Raw genomic sequence first — 17,424 nt, 5'->3', positions numbered from 1 at the left:
TTCCGTTAACAACAGGAGCACATGATGAAGGCAACCAAACTGGCCATTATTACCCTTTTTGTCCTGATGGCCGTGAGCGGTATTGGCGGCGTGATGCTGGCAGGATACTCGTTTATTGTTCGCGGCGGTGTCGGCTGAGGTACAGAGCCAGCCGCTCAAAAAGGCGATCGACGACGATTGCCGCCAGCGCGACCAGCACCGCCCCCTGCACGATATAAGCCGTATTAAACCCGCTCAGGCCGATAATAATCGGCGTTCCCAGCGTATTGGCACCGACCGTAGACGCAATGGTCGCCGTCCCGATGTTAATAATCACCGACGTGCGGATCCCGGCAATGATAACCGGCGCCGCAAGCGGCAGTTCAACCTTGCGCAGCCGCTGACCGCGACTCATCCCCATCCCTTCTGCCACGCTCAGCACTGACGCCGGTACCGCAGCGAGGCCCGCCAGCGTGCCCTGCAGCACCGGCAATACGCCGTATAAAATCAGCGCAATAATGGCGGGCTGCTGGCCAAAACCCATCACCGGAACCGCTATCGCCAGCACCGCCACCGGGGGAAACGTCTGGCCAATCGCCGCTATCGTCTCCACCAGCGGACGAAACTCCTTGCCCGCAGGCCGCGTAACCGCGATACCTGCCCCAACCCCCAACACAACCGCGATGGCGCTTGAGAGCGCCACCAGCCAGAGATGCGCCAGGGCGAGATTAATAAAGCTCTCCTGCTGATAAACCGGCCGCGGCAGCCCCGGAAAAAGAGTGTTAAACAGCGCCGCGCTGTGGGGCATCAGAAACAGTAAGGCGACAAAGAGCGCTACCAGCCAGAGGAGCGGATCACGCAGTGCCTTCACGCGTCACCTCCCCGGCTAGCAGATCGCGAAAATGTAAGGTTCCGCATGGCGTACCGCGCGAGTCCGAGACGGGCAATACCTCGCACTGGCGCGCGACAAACGCCGAGAGGGCATCCCGCAGGCTCATCTGCGCCTGCAGCGGTTCGCCGCTGACCGGCGCCTCCTCCCGACGCATATAGTCGCTGACCGTCCGCAGGGAGAGCAGCCTCACGCCCAGCTCGCTGCGGCCAAAAAACTCGCGCACAAAGTCGTTCTTCGGCCATGTTAATAGCTTAAGCGGCGAGCCCTGCTGCACCACTTCGCCATGATCCATCAGCACCAGATGGTCGGCCAGGCGCAGAGCTTCATCAATATCGTGCGTCACGAGAACGATCGTGCGCCCGAGAATGCGGTGAATGCGGGTCATCTCCGCCTGCAGCGCGCCGCGCGTGACCGGATCCAGCGCACCGAAGGGTTCATCCATCAGCAGCACCTGTGGGTTAGCCGCCAGCGCGCGCGCCACGCCCACGCGCTGCTGCTGGCCTCCGGAAAGCTGGTGCGGATAGCGATCGCGCAGCGCGGGCTCCAGCCCCAGGAGCGACATGAGTTCATCCACCCGGTCGGCGATTTTCGCCCGCGCCCATTTCTCCAGCTGCAGCACGGTGGCGATGTTCTGCGCCACCGTCCAGTGCGGAAACAGGCCGATAGACTGAATGGCATAGCCCATCCGGCGGCGCAGCTCCAGCACCGGCAGGCTGCGGATCTCTTCTCCGGCAAAGCGGATCACCCCGCTGTCATGCTCAACCAGGCGGTTGATCATCTTCAGGGTGGTGGATTTTCCCGAGCCCGAGGTGCCAATCAGCACGGAAAAAGCCCCCTCGGCAAAGTTCAGGTTCAGATGGCTCGCCGCCGGGCGACCGGCAAAGGTTTTACTGACATCATGAAATTCAATCATTGGCTCTTCTCCTGAGCAGCGCGAGCCATAAGGCAAACAGCGCGTCGACGACAACCGCCAGCGCAATCGTGGGCACCACGCCCAGCAACACCAGATCGAGGGCACTGCTGAGCAGCCCCTGGAACACCAGTGCGCCAAAGCCGCCCGCACCAATCAGCGCCGCTATCACCGCCATGCCGACGGTTTGTACCGCCACCACCCGCAGGCTGCGCAGCAGCAGGGGCAGCGCCAGGGGGAGCTGAATTTTCCAGAAACACTGCCGCGCGCTCATCCCCATCGCATGGGCGCTTTCAAGCACATCCGGCGCGACCTGGCCCAGGCCCGCGACCACGCCGCGCACCAGCGGCAGCAGCGCATACAGCACCAGCGCGATAAGCGCGGGCGTTAACCCCGTTCCGGCTATGCCAAGCGTTCCCAGCACCGGAAATGACTTCACCAGCCCCGCCAGCGGGGCAATCAGCAGGCCAAACAGCGCGACGGAAGGTATGGTCTGGATCACGTTGAGTACGGCAAAGATCCCGTCCTGGCGTGAAGGATGACGATAGCACCACATGCCGAGCGGTATCCCGATCAGCAGAGCCGGGATCAGCGTGCCAAAAAGGATCGTCAGGTGTTGCGCAAGGGCATCATCAAACACCTCCTGACGGTTGGCGTACTCTTTCAGCAGCGAGAGATTGTTCAGTTCACCGCTGAACAGCAGGAACAAGGGAATACACCATATCTGCGCGTTGAACACCCAGCGCCAGACGGCGCTGGAGATGAGTCGACGAATGGCGTCGCTGCTGGCCAGCAGACACAGCGCCAGCCACAGCCAGAGGCCGCTGCCCACCGTGGTTCTCGCCAGCGGGCTTTCCGCCGAAGCCATATGCGTCGCCGCCTGCCCGGCTCCCCAGAAAAGGAGGATAAACAGCCCTTCAGCAAGGAGCAGCGTCAGCCACTGCGCCGTGCGCCCTTGCCAGAGCGATAGCGCAACCCACGCGCCCAGCGCCGCGGCCAGCCACCACGGCGTGAACGCCCATACTTCCCAGAGATAGCGCCCTTCCCCTGACATCAGACGGTTAGGTGCGACATTCACAAACGGCAGCGCGACCGCCGCGATGGCCACGCAGGCCAGCAGCATCAGTACGCGGTTATGACATTTTATTGGCACAGCCCTTTCCCGTTACTTCACAAGCCCTTGTTGTTTCAGGAAGTCGGCGGCCACTTTTTTGGCATCCAGCCCCTCGACGGCAATGCTGGCATTCAGCTGCTGCAGCGTTTTTTCATCCAGCTTTTCGAAGACCGGTTTGAGCCAGTCTGCAATCTCCGGATAGGCTTTCAGCACCGACTCACGTACGACCGGGGTCGGAGCGTAAATCGGCTGTACGCCTTTTGGATCGGTCAGGGTTTGCAGGCCGAGCGCCGCAACCGGGCCGTCGGTGCCGTAGGCCATTGCCGCGTTAACGCCGGAAGTTTGCTGCGCCGCCGCCTTGATGGTTACCGCCGTATCCCCGCCCGCCAGCGAGAGCAGCTGCGCCTGGTCGAGCTTGAAGTCGTAGGCTTTTTCGAACGCCGGGAGCGCGTCAGGACGCTCGATAAACTCCGCGGACGCAGCCAGCTTAAAGTCGCCCTTCTCTTTCAGATAGCGGCTGAGATCCGCCAGAGACGTCAGCTTACCTTTCTCCGCCACGTCCTTGCGCACGGCGATAGTCCAGGTGTTGTTGGCCGGGGCCGGCGTCAGCCAGACCAGCTTGTTCTGTTCCGCGTCGAGTTTTTTGACTTTCTCATACCCGGCTTTGGCGTTTTTCCATGCCGGATCGTTTTCATCTTTGAAGAAGAATGCCCCGTTGCCGGTGTATTCCGGATAGATATCCAGCTCGCCGGAGGTGATCGCCCCGCGCACGACGGGCGTGGTGCCGAGCTGAACTTTATTGACGGTTTTCACGCCGTGGCTTTCCAGCACCTGCAAAATAATATTGCCGAGCAGCGCGCCTTCGGTATCGATCTTTGAGCCCACTTTTACCGGCTCCGCCGCCTGTAACGGCAGGCTTAGTGCCGCCAGCAGCACCGCAGATCCCAACATCCCCTTTGCAATCGTCATTCCGCTATCCTCATTTTTTTATCGCCTTTTTCAGAGGCTTGAGAGAAAAGCGTAGCTTAAAACAGCGGATTTACCCGGCAAAATGCCTTTTTAGCATAACGTAAGACGCATCCCCCGGAAGTCGGGGGATGCAAAGGAGGGAAGGTTACAGCAGCTCGAACTCGCCTTTATTCACGCGGGCGGAATCCACCCCGATAAAGACGTTAAACTTGCCTGGCTCCGCATCGTATTTCATCTGCTGGTTCCAGAACTTCAGCGCCTCCACGTCAATCGGGAAGCTGATGGTTTGGGTTTCGCCAGGCTTCAGATTGACCTTCTCGAAGCCGCGCAGCTGCTTAACAGGACGGCTCATCGAGGCGGTGACATCCTGGACGTACATCTGAATTACCGTTGCCCCTTCGCGCTTGCCGGTGTTGGTCACCTCAACGCTGGCGGTAACTTTGCCGTCACGCTTCAGGGTCGGCGCCGACATTTTCACGTCAGAAACCTTGAAGGTGGTGTAGCTCAGGCCGTAACCAAACGGATACAGCGGGCCGTTAGCTTCGTCGAAGTAACGGGACGTGTACTTGTTCGGCTTATCGGCGTTATACGGGCGACCGGTGTTCAGGTGGCTGTAGTAGACCGGGATCTGCCCGACGGAGCGCGGGAAGGACATCGGCAGCTTGCCCGACGGGTTGTAATCACCAAACAGCACGTCGGCGATGGCGTTACCGCCTTCGGTACCGGCAAACCAGGTTTCCAGAATGGCGTCAGCCTGCTGGTCCTCTTTCACCAGCGCCAGCGGACGACCGTTCATCAGCACCAGCACCAGCGGCTTGCCGGTGGCTTTCAGGGCGGCGATCAGATCGCGCTGGCTCTGCGGGATGGTGATGTCGGTACGGCTGGAGGCCTCGTGCGCCATACCCTGCGCTTCGCCCACAACTGCGACAACGACGTCAGACTGTTTCGCGGTATTCACCGCCTCGTCGATCATCTCCTTCGGCGTGCGCGGATCGACCTTCACCGCTTCCTCGTACTGGTTGAGGAAGGTGACGATGTCTTTGTCGTTGGTGACGTTCGCCCCTTTGGCGTACACCACTTTCGCGTTATCACCCACGGCACTCTTAATCCCGGTCAGCACGGTCACGGACTGATCGGCCACGCCTGCCGCAGACCAGCTGCCCATCACGTCGCGCTTGCTGTCGGCCAGCGGGCCCACTACGGCAATGGTGCCAGATTTTTTCAGCGGCAGCGTGTCGAGGCGGTTTTTCAGCAGCACCAGGCTTTCGCGCGCCACGTCACGCGCTTCTTTGCGGTGCAGGCGGCTTTCGGCGTTGGTATCTGCCGGGTCAGAATCCTTCGGCCCCAGATGGCTGTACGGATCGTTAAACAGCCCCATGTCGTATTTCACGTTCAGCACGTGGCGCGCGGCATCGTCCAGCTCCGCCATCGTTACCTTGCCGCTCTTCACCAGCCCCGGCAGGTATTTGCTGTAGTACTCGTCGCTCATGCTCATGTTGATGCCGGACTTGAGCGCCACGCGCACCGCGTCTTCCGGATCGGAGGCGGTACCGTGTTTAATCAGCTCTTTAATAGCGCCGTGGTCGGAAACGGTGATGCCCTTAAAGCCCCACTGGTCGCGCAGCACGTCTTTCAGCAGCCAGGAGTCAGAGGTCGCAGGCGTGCCGTTCAGCGAGTTCAGCGCTACCATCACTGCGCCGCTGCCCGCATCCAGCCCCGCCTTGTACGGCGGCATGTAGTCGTTGAACAGGCGCTGCGGGCTCATGTCGACGGTGTTGTACTCTTTTCCGCCTTCGACTGCGCCATAGGCCGCGAAGTGTTTGACGCTGGTCATCACCGAGTAGCGGTCCGCCGGGCTTTTGCCCTGCATCGCTTCCACCATGGTTTTACCCATCGTGGAGGTTAAATACGTATCTTCACCAAAACCTTCCGAGCCGCGCCCCCAGCGCGGATCGCGCGAAACGTCCACCATTGGCGCCCAGGTCATGTTCAGGCCGTCGTCCGCCGCTTCATAAGCCGACACGCGCCCAACGGTTTTCACCGCGTCGAGGTTAAAGGAAGAGGCTAAACCGAGGCTAATCGGGAAAACGGTACGCTGGCCGTGCACCACGTCATAGGCAAAGAACAGAGGAATTTTCAGGCGGCTGAGATCCATCACCTGATCCTGCATCTTGCGGATATCCTGGCGGGTGACGGTATTAAAGATGGCCCCTACCTGCCCGTCTTTGATCATCTCGCGGATGGCCTCTTTCGGGTTATCCGGACCGACGCTGATAAGACGCAGCTGGCCGATTTTCTCATCAACCGTCATTTTCTTGAGCAATTCCGTGACAAACGCGTCCCGTGCTTCAGGCGTGAGCGGGTGATTACCAAACAAATCCTCTGCCAGCGCAGGTTGCAGCGCCAGGCTGACGGCGACACCTACAGAACATAGCCATTTCATGTCGTTTTACTCTCTCATCAATAACCGCCGGACGATCTCGGCCATACCGTGCGAAAAGCGCAGTGTGCCACAAACCCTCGAAACGTTGCAGGGTTATTCTCTGATTTTTCTCGTGAATACTCGACCGCTTAACAGTTAATCGCGCTATGCTTTACAGCGAGAAATTTGCCCCACCACAAGGAGTGGAAGATGTCTTCTGTTCGAACAAACGATAACACGGCTTTTATTAACGAACTGTCGCGCCTGGTTGGCTCCTCTCACCTGCTTACCGACCCGGCCAAAACCGCCCGCTACCGCAAAGGTTTCCGCTCCGGTCAGGGTGAGGCGCTGGCGGTGGTCTTCCCCGGCACGCTGCTGGAGCTGTGGCGCGTGCTGAGCGCCTGCGTCGCCGCCGACAAGATTATTTTAATGCAGGCCGCCAATACCGGCCTGACCGAAGGCTCCACGCCGAACGGCAACGATTACGATCGCGACATCGTGATTATCAGCACCCTGCGCCTCGACAAGCTGCACCTGCTGGATAAAGGCGAGCAGGTGCTCGCATTCCCCGGCACGACGCTCTACTCCCTGGAAAAAGCGCTTAAGCCGCTGGGCCGTGAGCCGCACTCGGTGATTGGCTCCTCCTGTATTGGCGCCTCAGTGGTTGGCGGGATTTGCAACAACTCCGGCGGCTCGCTGGTGCAGCGCGGCCCGGCCTACACCGAGATGTCGCTGTTTGCCCGTATTGACGAAAACGGCAAGCTGACGCTGGTGAACCATCTGGGGATCGATCTCGGCGTGACGCCAGAGCAGATTCTCAGCAAGCTTGACGACGATCGCGTGAAGGACGAAGACGTGCAGCACGACGGCCGCCACGCGCACGATCACGACTACGTGACCCGCGTGCGGGATATCGACGCCGATACGCCGGCGCGCTACAACGCCGACCCGGACCGCCTGTTTGAATCCTCCGGCTGCGCCGGGAAGCTGGCCGTGTTTGCCGTGCGTCTGGATACCTTCCCGGCGGAGAAAAAGCAGCAGGTGTTCTACATCGGTACCAATCAGCCTGAGGTTCTGACCGAAATTCGTCGTCATATTCTGGGCGAATTTACCCATCTGCCGGTGGCGGGCGAGTACATGCACCGGGACATTTACGACATCGCCGAGCGTTACGGCAAAGATACGTTCCTGATGATCGACAAGCTCGGCACCGACAAAATGCCGTTCTTCTTCACCATGAAGGGACGCACCGACGCGATGCTGGAGAAAGTGTCGCTGTTCAAACCCCACTTCACCGACCGCTTTATGCAGAAGCTGGGCAACGTTTTCCCGGCGCATCTGCCGGAGCGAATGAAAACCTGGCGCGATAAGTACGAGCATCACCTGCTGCTGAAAATGGCCGGGGACGGAATTGCCGAAGCGCAGTCCTGGCTGACCGAATTCTTCAAAACCGCCGAAGGGGATTTCTTTGCCTGTACGCCTGAAGAGGGCAGCAAAGCGTTCCTGCATCGTTTTGCCGCCGCAGGCGCCGCCATCCGTTATCAGGCGGTGCATTCCGAAGAGGTGGAAGATATTCTGGCGCTGGATATCGCCCTGCGACGTAACGACACCGAGTGGTTTGAGCACCTCCCGCCGGAAATCGACAGCAAGCTGGTGCATAAGCTCTATTACGGCCACTTTATGTGTTATGTCTTCCATCAGGATTACATCGTCAAAAAAGGGGTCGATGCGCACGAACTGAAGGAGCAGATGCTCGCCCTGCTGCGTGAACGCGGCGCACAATATCCTGCGGAACATAACGTCGGGCATCTTTATAAAGCCCCTGACGCACTTAAGCAGTTTTATCGCGAGAATGACCCTACAAACAGCATGAACCCCGGCATTGGTAAAACAACGCGGAAGAAATACTGGAAAGAAGAGGCAGATGCGGAGCAGCGCGTAACGCAAGCGTCTGATTAATTCCTACAGCCAAATTTGAGAGATTGTTTAGCGTGCCTTAATCGTAATAGAGTGACGCTCTGACGCCGGAGGAACGTTTCTCCGGCATTCTATAACGAGGAGCAGGCACATCATGTCGGCTATTGATGTTTTATCCGAGACCGAACTGGAAGTGCGCGATGCCCTTCCCGATGATGTGCATGCCATCACCGCCATCTATGCCTGGCATGTGCTGCACGGGCGCGCGTCATTTGAAGAAGTCCCCCCTACCATCGACGAAATGCGTCAGCGTATGAAAAGCGTGGCTGAGAGCGGTTTGCCGTGGCTTATCGCGCTGTATCGCGGCATCGTGGTGGGCTACTGCTACGCCACGCCTTACCGCCCGCGACACGCCTACCGCTATACCCTGGAAGAGTCGATTTACGTGGATGCCAGCATCACCGGGCGCGGTTTTGGTTCGGCATTAATGGATGCGCTAATCGCCCGCTGCGAGCAAGGCCCGTGGCGGCAGATGATTGCCGTTGTGGGAGATGGCAACAATAATTCCGGCTCGCTGCGGCTGCATAAAAAACATGGCTTCGTGATTGTCGGTCAGCTGCGCAGCGTAGGCTATAAGAAAGGTGACTGGCGGGATACGGTGATTATGCAGCGCTCGCTCAACGATGGGGACTGGACGCTGCCGGAATAAACGCAAAACGGTAACTGGGTTACCGTTTTTTGTGTTTTCTCCCTCTCCCTGTGGGAGAGGGTCGGGGTGAGGGCATCAGCGCGCACAAACGACTCAATCGTTCTGCGCCGTCGCCATCTGTTCCGCTTTCTGCTTTTTATACGTCAATGCTGCGGCCGGAACGGGCTGCACTTTCCCGGTTTCAATCCAGGTACGCAGGCGGCTCGCGTCCGCGAAGTGGGTATATTTGCCGAAGGCATCCATCACCACCAGCGCCACCGGTTTACCGTTAAACACGGTGCGCATCACCAGGCAGTGTCCTGCCGCGTTGGTAAAGCCGGTTTTGGTTAACTGAATATTCCAGTTATCGCGGTATACCAGATGGTTAGTGTTGCGGAACGGCAGCGTATAGGCCGGGTTCGCAAAGGTCGCCATCTCTTCACGGGTGGTGCTGAGCTGACCAATCAGCGGATACTGTTTGCTGGCAATCAGCAGTTTCGTCAGATCGCGGGCCGTGGAGACGTTGTTGATCGACAGTCCCGTCGGTTCAACATAATGCGTATTGGTCATTCCCAGCGCTTTGGCTTTCGCGTTCATCGCGCGGATAAAGGCGTCGTAGCCGCCCGGATAGTGGTGCGCCAGGCTCGCCGCCGCACGGTTTTCAGACGACATCAGCGCCAGCAGCAGCATATTTTTACGGCTGATTTCACTGTTCAGACGCACGCGGGAGTAAATCCCCTTCATCTCCGGCGTGTGGCTGATATCCACTTTCAATTTTTCGTCCAGCGGCAGATGTGCATCAAGCACCACCATCGCGGTCATTAATTTGGTAATCGAGGCGATCGGGCGCACCAGGTCCGGATGGCTGGCGTAGATCACCTTATTGGTGTTGAGATCGACAATCATCGCGCTGCCGGACGCAATTTGCGGCTGAGCAGCAGCGGCGGTCACCGCAGGCGTTTTAGCGACGGCCGGCACGGCAGCGGACGCGCCCAGCAGCAGCGCCAGGCTAAGTAAAGAGACTCGGAATTTCAGCATGGTGAGACTTCTGATAATTATTCACGCACGTCATGACGTACACCGCCTGTATCAACGGATAAACACAGGCTGGCTTCGGCATCATAGCGGTCACCGGGCGTTGTCGCCAGCGGATAATCGTGAACAGATGCTGCATTGCTGGCATTTACGCCAGCAATGCAGTGAACTCAGAAGAGACGGTATCCGTAACCCCAAAGAATAACCGTCAGCGCCAGTAGCGCCTCCAGCACCAGCACCCCAATAGCGAGTGTTGAACTGGAAAAACTCAGGCCTTCTTCTTTATTGATATTCAGGAAGGTTGGAACCCCCAGGTACAGCAGATACCCGGTGTAAAAGAGGGCAATAGTACCGATCAGCGCGCACAGCCAGACCAGTGGATAGAGCGCAACAATACCGCTTAAGAACAGCGGGGTCGCGACATATCCGGCAAAGACCATACAGTGCGCCAGCGATGGACGTTGCGGGTAGTTACGCGCCATCCAGTGAATGACGCGCCCCATTACCGCCACACCCGCCAGCATCAGGCCATAAAAAACGATGGCCAGATAGAGCCCGGTAAACCAGGAGAGCTGAACAACGGTGCCGTCACCGAAGTTCCAGCCGATTTGTGTTGTTCCGATAAAGGCGCATATTACCGGCACCGCAGCCATCAGCAGCACGTGGTGCGTGTAATGATGCGAGACCGTTTCGTTCTCACTTTTAATGACATGCATCTCACGATCGGGATGGGAGAAAAGTCCCCAGACATGGTTCATAGCGCCCCCTTGTTGTCGGCCCGTCAGCGATACCTTAAGTATAATGCAGGCTTTAGATTATTTTCTGTACAGTGGGAAATTTCCGTTGATTTCCCCGCTGTTGATTCATGAGGTATATGATTAAACGAGGTAAGCAGAGGGAGATAACATTTACGTAATGGATATTAACGCACTCATTGAACAATATGGATATGCCGCGCTGGTCGTCGGTAGCGTGGCAGAAGGTGAAACCATCACGCTGTTAGGCGGCGTCGCCGCGCATCAGGGATTGCTGAAATTCCCGCTGGTCGTCGCAGCGGTCGCACTCGGTGGAATGATTGGCGATCAGCTGCTCTACTTTCTCGGGCTGCGCTTCGGGCCCACGCTGCTTAAGCGTTTCGCAAAGCATCAGAAGAAAATCCGCCGCGCTCAACGGCTCATTCAACGTCATCCCTATCTGTTCGTCATCGGCACGCGCTTTATGTATGGCTTTCGCATTATCGGGCCGATACTGATTGGCGCCAGCCATCTGCCGCCAAAAATTTTCCTGCCGCTCAATGTTCTTGGTGCGATTGCCTGGGCGATGATCTTTACGACGCTCGGCTACGTAGGGGGCGAAGTGATTGGCCCGTGGCTGCATAATCTCGACCAGCATCTGAAGCACTGGGCGTGGCTGATTCTGGTGGTGGTGGCGGTGATTGGGGTCAGGCTGTGGCTGAAGCATCGGGAAAAGACGCGGGATGAGGAGTAGCCGGGTGCGTCACCCTAACCCTCTCCCACAGGGAGAGGGAACTAAAAACACCCTCTCACAGGGAGAGGGGAAAACTACCCCTCCGGCTTAAACTGCGGGTTCGCCAGCATAAAGCCCCCGTCAACAATAAACGATTGCCCCGTCGTGTAGCTGGCGTCGCTGTCGCACAGCCATGCCACCAGGCTGGCTATCTCTTTGGTGTGGCCCGGCCGCGCCAGCGGGATTTCCGGCATTGAACCCTCCTTCACTTCGCTGTCGTCCATGTCGTTCATCGGTGTGGCAATGGCGCCCGGCGCGACGGCGTTCACCAGAATGTTGTGCTTAACCAGTTCCATCGCCATGGATTTGGTTAACCCGCCGAGCGCGTGTTTTGCCGCCGTGTAGGCGCTCGCCTCTGGCAGCGGCGTGTGCTCATGCACCGAGGTAATGTTCACAATCCGCCCCCCTTCCGCTTGCTTCACCATCTGGCGGGCGGCAATTTGTGAACAGAGAAACGCGCCGTCCACGTCCACGGTGAAAATGTTCCGCCAGTCGTCAAACGGCATCTCAAGGAACGGCGCTTTGGTCATCGCACCCGCATTGTTGACCAGCACGTCCAGCCGACCAAAACGCGCAATCAGCGTTTCAATACCCTCTGCGCCTTCCGGCAGCGTGCTTAAATCAAGATGGATAGCCTCTGCGCGCTGCCCCTGCGCTTCAACTTCGCGGCAGGTTTCCAGCGCCCCTTTTTCATCCGAGTGCCAGGTGACGCCAATATCAAACCCGCGCCCTGCGAGCATCAGCGCCGTGGTTTTACCAATCCCGGAATCCGATGCGGTCACTATCGCTACTCTGGTCATACTCACCTCCTGAAAAACTGCAAAGAGGTAAGTATAGATAATGACCATTTTTAGCCATGATGATAACCGCCGCCCAGCGCCGAGGTGAGCTGCAGCGTGGCGTCGACATACTGGCCTTTCAGCAACAATCCGGCGAGGTCTTCCCTGAGGGCCGGGATCCTGGCTTCACTGACCCGCGAGCCCGCAACGATCCCCGCGCTGAAACGCGCCTGCGCCAGCGCCACAACCCGCGCCGCATCTTTTTCAACCTGCTGCTGATGGCGGTTCTTCGCCGTCAGCGTTTCGACTTCGCTGGCCGTGCGCGCCACCTGATTGACCGCTTCGACCACCGCTTTGTTGTAGTTTGCCACCGAGAGATTATTTTGCGCCTGGGCGATATCCAGACTGGCGTTCAGCCTGCCGCTGTCGAAGATCGGCAGCGTCAGCCCGGCGGTCACGCCCATCTGCTGCGCTGAAGCGCGAAACAGATCGCTCAGATGGAGGGCATCCTGCTGTAGGAACGCCATCAGGTTCACGTCAGGATAGAAAGCCGCTCTCGCGGCCTCCACCTCGCTCATAGAGGCTTCGATATACCAGTGTGCCTCCTGAAGATCCGGGCGGCGTGCCAGCAATTCATAACCGAGCGTCGACGGTAGCGCGGCGTCGACCGTCGGCAGCGTATGCCGCGTAAGCGTTACGGAGGAAGAATTCGTCAGCGCGACCAGACGCGCCTCGACGGCTTTCATCTTCCCGTTGACTTCTGCCAGCTGCTCTTCGGTTTTGTTGGCGTTGATATCAGTTTCCACCCCCTCCACGGAGGAGGTGATCCCATGCTGATACAGTTCGCGATCGGCACCAATGATGTTGTCCTGCTCATGTTTGATCTGCGCGAGAACCTCCCCCGCGGCGGCCTGAGTTTGCCACTCCCAGTAGAGCCGCGCCACGCTGCTGGCCAGCAGCTGGCGGGTTTGCTCCAGCTCCGCTTTTTGCGCATTCACTTTGCCAATCCGGGCCTCGACCCGGGCGCGATTTTTTCCCCACAGATCGAGTTCCCAGCCTGCGGTCAGGCCAAAGGTGCCGTTGGTGTACCACGGCCCGGTGGTGCCTGCCGCCGGGTCGGTAAGGGCAAAAGGCCCCATCAGCCCTTCGGCGGACATTTTCTGGCGTTCCGCATCGGCGGAAAAATCAATCTGCGGGCCGTCAGCGGCCATTGCGGCTTTGGCCTGTGCTTCGGCAAGCATAATGCGCTGACGGGCAATCTTCATATCCGGTGCATCGCTCAACGCTTTCGCAATCAGCCCATTAAGCTGGGGATCGTTATACGCTTTCCACCACTCATTTTTCGGCCAGTTCTGATGATTCAGAACCGTATTCACCGACGCCGCAGCGGTTTGCGTTTTAAGGGGAGATACCGTGGCATGTTCAGGCGCACAGGCTGCCAGAATAAAAGCGAAGGGAGCACTCAGAGATAAAATAAGAGAACGTTTCATTACGCCATACACTCAAAAAATAAAGGCGCACGTTACGCTCGATATCGTTCATTTTTTTAGTAACGCGTGGCAATCCGCAAATTGTCATACATTTTAATACCCGGAAATTTATTCCCAAAGAGAATGATTAAATCCAATGCATTCACGCCAAATATAAATACGCTGCTACACTTATTCAGGACATACATGAGCGGGAGAAAGGAATGAAAATATTACTGTGGGTTATTTTAATTATATTTCTGATAGGGCTCTTAGTGGTCACCGGCGTATTCAAGATGATTTTCTGATCTATTTGCCCGGCTCTGCGCCGGGCAACGTTCCCGATATCAGACTTTCAGCGAAGCCCCTTTCGTAGCAATAACCTCTTTATACCAGTAGAAACTTTTCTTACGGCTGCGCGCCAGCGTGCCCTTTCCGCTGTCATCGCGATCGACGTAAATAAAGCCGTAGCGCTTGGAGAGTTCAGCTTTAGACGCGCTCACCAGGTCGATTGGCCCCCAGCTGGTATAGCCCATCACCTCAACGCCGTCGTCAATTGCTTCACGCACCTGCACCAGGTGGTCATTAAGGTAGCTGATGCGATAGTCATCCTGCACCACGCCGTTCGCATCCGGTTTATCCTTCGCCCCCAGGCCATTTTCAACGATAAACAACGGCTTCTGATAGCGATCCCAGAGCACGTTTAGCAGGGTACGCAGGCCGATGGGGTCAATCTGCCAGCCCCATTCGGAACTTGCCAGATGCGGGTTAGGCACCATGCTCAGGATGTTGCCGCGCGCCTGCTGGTTGAGGGCCTCATCCGCGGTGACGCAGCCCGTCATGTAGTAGCTGAAGGAGATAAAATCGACGGTCGATTTCAGCGCCTCGCGGTCGGCATCCGTTACCTCAAGCTGAATACCGTTGTCGCGGAAGAAGCGCTGCATATACCCCGGATAGGCGCCACGGCACTGCACGTCGCCAAAGAATTGCCACGCGCGGTTTTCCTGCAGCGTCTCCAGAACATCTTCCGGTTTGCAGGTCAGCGGGTACATCAGGCCGCCCAGCAGCATGTTGCCGATTCTGGCATCCGGGATAATCTCGTGGCAGGCCTTCACGGCCAGCGCGCTGGCCACCAGCTGATGGTGGATCGCCTGATACACCTCTCCTTTGCTGCTGGTTTCCGGCAGGCCCACGCCGGTCATCGGCGCGTGCAGAGACATATTGATCTCGTTGAAGGTCAGCCAGAGCTTCACCTTCTCCTTGTAGCGCGCAAACACGGTGCGGGCGTAGCGCTCGAAGAACCCAATGGTCTGGCGGCTGCCCCACCCGCCGTACTGCTTCACCAGCCCCCACGGCATTTCGTAATGCGAGAGCGTCACCAGCGGGGTAATGTTGTGCGCGGCCAGCTCGTCAAACAGCCGGTCGTAAAACGCCAGCCCCGCTTCGTTAGGCTGCTGCTCGTCGCCGTTCGGAAAAATACGGGTCCAGGCAATGGAGACGCGCAGGCAGCTAAAGCCCATCTCAGCGAACAGTTTGATGTCTTCCGGGTAGCGGTGATAGAAGTCGATGGCGACGTCCTTGATGCCGCTGTCGCCCGCCACGCGCTCAACCACCGGGCCGAAGACCCCCTGCGGCTGAACGTCTGAGGTGGACAGCCCTTTCCCCTCCTCCAGATACGCGCCTTCTACCTGATTCGCGGCAACCGCGCCGCCCCATAAAAAATCGTCTGGGAAAGTTTTCATCACGTTCTCCTGTTATTGATGGCTTACGCTGAGTAACGGCGCACCGGCACTGACGGACGTTGCCGCCACGGTCACCACGTCACGATACTCATCACTGTTACTGATAATGATCGGGGTCGCCAGGTCGTATCCGGCATCGATAATCGCCTGTCGGTCAAACTCCAGCAGCAGATCGCCGGGCTGCACCCTGTCGCCCACCTTCACGTGGGCGGTAAACGGCTTGCCGTCGAGCTTCACGGTGTCGATCCCCACGTGGATTAACACTTCAATACCGCTGTCGCTGAGCAGGCCGATGGCGTGTTTGGTCTGAAACAGCGAGGCCACCACACCGGCAAACGGGGCCACCACTTTGTTATCGGAGGGAATAATCGCGGCACCGCTGCCAAGCAGGCCGCTGGCAAACGTGGTATCCGTCACCTGGTCGAGCGCCAGAACGGTGCCGTTCATCGGTGCCAGCACATCGTTTTCACCCGCTGGCACAACCGCCTCGGGCGCTGCGCGTCCCGGCATGCCCGCCACCAGCGTCAGGCCGCAGCTCAGCACCAGCGCTACCGCGGTGCCGATCACACCGCCCCACAGCGTGGCATTTACCCCGCCCGGCGGAATCATCTGGGCGATGGTAAAGATATTGGCGAAGCCGAAGGAGTAAACGTGGGTATCGCTGAAGCCGACAATCGCGCCGCCGATAGCTCCCGCCACGCAGCCAAAGATAAACGGGCGGCGCAGCGGCAGGTTTACCCCATAAACGGCCGGCTCGGTAATACCAAATATCCCTGCCGTTACCGATGAACCCGCCAGCATTTTCTGACGTGCATCGCGGGTACGCAGGAAGATCCCCAGCGCCGCCCCCACCTGACCAAACACCGCGGGCAACAGCATCGGCAGCATGGAGTCATGCCCCAGCACCGCCAGGTTGTTAATCATCAGCGGCACCAGCCCCCAGTGCAGGCCAAAAATAACGCAGACCTGCCACAGCGCGCCCATCGCCGCGCCCGCCAGCCACGGTGCCAGAACGTAAATACTCTGATAGCCGTTCGCCAGCATCTGGCTCAGCCAGGTCGCCAGCGGCCCGATAACGAGGAAAGTCAGCGGCACGGTCACGCCCAGACAGATCAGCGGCGCGAAGAAGTTTTTCATCGAGGACGGCAGCAGCCTGGTGCTCAGTTTTTCCAGCCAGCAGCTCACCCACGAGGCGAGAATAATCGGGATCACCGACGAGCTGTAGTTAAACCAGGTGACAGGAATGCCCAAAAAGGCGTCCGATACCGCGCCCGGCTGCTGGCTGGCGTTAAACGCCGCAATCATCATCGGATGAGTGAGCGCCCCGCCGATCACCATGGTAATAAACGGGTTGCCGCCGAATTTTTTCCCGGCGGTATAGCCCAGCACCAGCGGGAAGAAGAAGAACAGCGCGTCGCTGGCGGCGAACCAGATTTTATAGGTGCCGCTTTCGGTGGTGAGCCAGCCGCAGACAACCGCCAGCGCCAGCAGCCCTTTCAGAATACCGGAGGCCGCGAGAATGCCGATAAACGGGGTGAAGATCCCGGAGACGATGTCAATCAGGCGGCCCAGCAGATTCCCTTTTTCTCCCTTCTCTTCCACGACGGGCGCGTCATCGGTAAGGCCTGCCTCATTGCGCACCGCCTGCCAGACGTCGTGGACGTGGTTGCCAATAACTACCTGAAACTGGCCGCCGCTTTCCACCACCATGATCACGCCCGGGTTTTTCTTCAGCCCTTCCGCATCCGCCCGTTGATTCTCTTTCAGTTTGAAGCGAAGCCGGGTCGCGCAGTGTACAAGACTGACGATGTTCTCTTTTCCGCCAACGTGGCCGAGAATATCCTTCGCTAAAGCCTGGTATTCCATCTCGATTTCCTTACATCCGATGCCTGCGGGCACCTGTTGACTGAGTACAAAAAATAAAAAAACCCGAGAACGTCCTTCTTACGAAGGCCGCGCTCAGGTTTTGCCTGCGTGATGC

Annotated in this window: 15 protein-coding genes and 1 pseudogene; 5 read left to right on the top strand and 11 right to left on the bottom strand. The window is 58.3% G+C overall.

The features are described 5' to 3' along the window. Positions 1-24: 24 nt before the first annotated feature. Positions 25-138, top strand: coding sequence for a protein YohO (locus tag AC1VYI_RS09165; RefSeq protein ID WP_008500895.1), 114 nt, complete (start codon positions 25-27; stop codon positions 136-138). Here the strand turns inward: AC1VYI_RS09165 and AC1VYI_RS09160 are convergent. From AC1VYI_RS09160 to bglX, 5 genes are all read right to left on the bottom strand, one after another. Continuing rightward, positions 113-850 carry an ABC transporter permease gene (locus AC1VYI_RS09160; protein WP_047741587.1) on the bottom strand — a complete coding sequence of 246 codons (738 nt, stop codon included), beginning with the start codon at positions 848-850 and terminating at the stop codon, positions 113-115. The two genes, AC1VYI_RS09165 and AC1VYI_RS09160, sit on opposite strands and share 26 nt — an antisense overlap. Beyond that, positions 834-1,784 carry an ABC transporter ATP-binding protein gene (locus AC1VYI_RS09155; RefSeq protein ID WP_226484049.1) on the bottom strand — a complete coding sequence of 317 codons (951 nt, stop codon included), beginning with the start codon at positions 1,782-1,784 and terminating at the stop codon, positions 834-836. Before AC1VYI_RS09155 ends, AC1VYI_RS09160 begins: the two co-directional genes overlap by 17 nt. Next, positions 1,777-2,934, bottom strand: a complete 1,158-nt coding sequence (locus AC1VYI_RS09150; protein ID WP_134865924.1) for an ABC transporter permease — start codon at positions 2,932-2,934, stop codon at positions 1,777-1,779. Before AC1VYI_RS09150 ends, AC1VYI_RS09155 begins: the two co-directional genes overlap by 8 nt. 12 nt (positions 2,935-2,946) lie before the next feature. Next, complete coding sequence (gene osmF, locus AC1VYI_RS09145) at positions 2,947-3,864, bottom strand: glycine betaine ABC transporter substrate-binding protein OsmF (RefSeq protein WP_023312449.1); 918 nt, start codon at positions 3,862-3,864, stop codon at positions 2,947-2,949. A gap of 145 nt (positions 3,865-4,009) precedes the next feature. Continuing rightward, positions 4,010-6,307, bottom strand: a complete 2,298-nt coding sequence (bglX, locus tag AC1VYI_RS09140; RefSeq protein ID WP_045355465.1) for a beta-glucosidase BglX — start codon at positions 6,305-6,307, stop codon at positions 4,010-4,012. Positions 6,308-6,496: 189 nt separating this feature from the next. Between bglX and dld the strand changes: the two genes are divergently transcribed. Next, entirely contained in the window at positions 6,497-8,245 is a 1,749-nt protein-coding gene (dld, locus tag AC1VYI_RS09135; protein ID WP_047741585.1) for a D-lactate dehydrogenase, read from the top strand. A 112-nt stretch (positions 8,246-8,357) separates the two neighbouring features. Further along, positions 8,358-8,912 (top strand): GNAT family N-acetyltransferase, encoded by a 555-nt coding sequence (locus AC1VYI_RS09130; RefSeq protein WP_023312452.1) that lies wholly within the window; start codon positions 8,358-8,360, stop codon positions 8,910-8,912. 93 nt (positions 8,913-9,005) lie between these two features. Here AC1VYI_RS09130 and pbpG read toward each other — a convergent pair whose 3' ends face one another. Then, positions 9,006-9,929, bottom strand: a complete 924-nt coding sequence (gene pbpG, locus AC1VYI_RS09125; RefSeq protein ID WP_023312453.1) for a D-alanyl-D-alanine endopeptidase — start codon at positions 9,927-9,929, stop codon at positions 9,006-9,008. Positions 9,930-10,096: 167 nt separating this feature from the next. Then, positions 10,097-10,684, bottom strand: coding sequence for a Yip1 family protein (locus tag AC1VYI_RS09120; RefSeq protein ID WP_023312454.1), 588 nt, complete (start codon positions 10,682-10,684; stop codon positions 10,097-10,099). Positions 10,685-10,841: 157 nt separating this feature from the next. Between AC1VYI_RS09120 and AC1VYI_RS09115 the strand changes: the two genes are divergently transcribed. Further along, complete coding sequence (locus tag AC1VYI_RS09115; RefSeq protein WP_023312455.1) at positions 10,842-11,414, top strand: DedA family protein; 573 nt, start codon at positions 10,842-10,844, stop codon at positions 11,412-11,414. Positions 11,415-11,488: 74 nt separating this feature from the next. Here AC1VYI_RS09115 and AC1VYI_RS09110 read toward each other — a convergent pair whose 3' ends face one another. Both AC1VYI_RS09110 and mdtQ read right to left on the bottom strand, forming a co-directional pair. Continuing rightward, positions 11,489-12,253, bottom strand: a complete 765-nt coding sequence (locus tag AC1VYI_RS09110) for an SDR family oxidoreductase (RefSeq protein ID WP_134865923.1) — start codon at positions 12,251-12,253, stop codon at positions 11,489-11,491. 50 nt (positions 12,254-12,303) lie between these two features. Beyond that, positions 12,304-13,722, bottom strand: coding sequence for a multidrug resistance outer membrane protein MdtQ (gene mdtQ / locus AC1VYI_RS09105; protein WP_226484051.1), 1,419 nt, complete (start codon positions 13,720-13,722; stop codon positions 12,304-12,306). A gap of 203 nt (positions 13,723-13,925) precedes the next feature. On the opposite strand from mdtQ, the gene yohP reads away from it, so the two are divergent. Then, positions 13,926-14,009 (top strand): small membrane protein YohP, encoded by an 84-nt coding sequence (gene yohP / locus AC1VYI_RS09100; protein ID WP_015572324.1) that lies wholly within the window; start codon positions 13,926-13,928, stop codon positions 14,007-14,009. A 39-nt stretch (positions 14,010-14,048) separates the two neighbouring features. On the opposite strand, the gene AC1VYI_RS09095 is transcribed toward yohP, so the two are convergent. After that, on the bottom strand, positions 14,049-15,443 hold the full coding sequence (locus AC1VYI_RS09095) for a glycoside hydrolase family 1 protein (RefSeq protein ID WP_047174125.1): 1,395 nt from the start codon (positions 15,441-15,443) through the stop codon (positions 14,049-14,051). Positions 15,444-15,455: 12 nt separating this feature from the next. Then, positions 15,456-17,422, bottom strand: a pseudogene (gene bglF / locus AC1VYI_RS09090) (PTS beta-glucoside transporter subunit IIABC). Positions 17,423-17,424 lie beyond the last annotated feature (2 nt).

This window comes from Enterobacter sp. QK-SA4 (assembly GCF_056856775.1).
The sequence above is the reverse complement of the archived record's forward strand: the minus strand, read 5'-3'. Positions and strand labels throughout refer to the sequence as shown.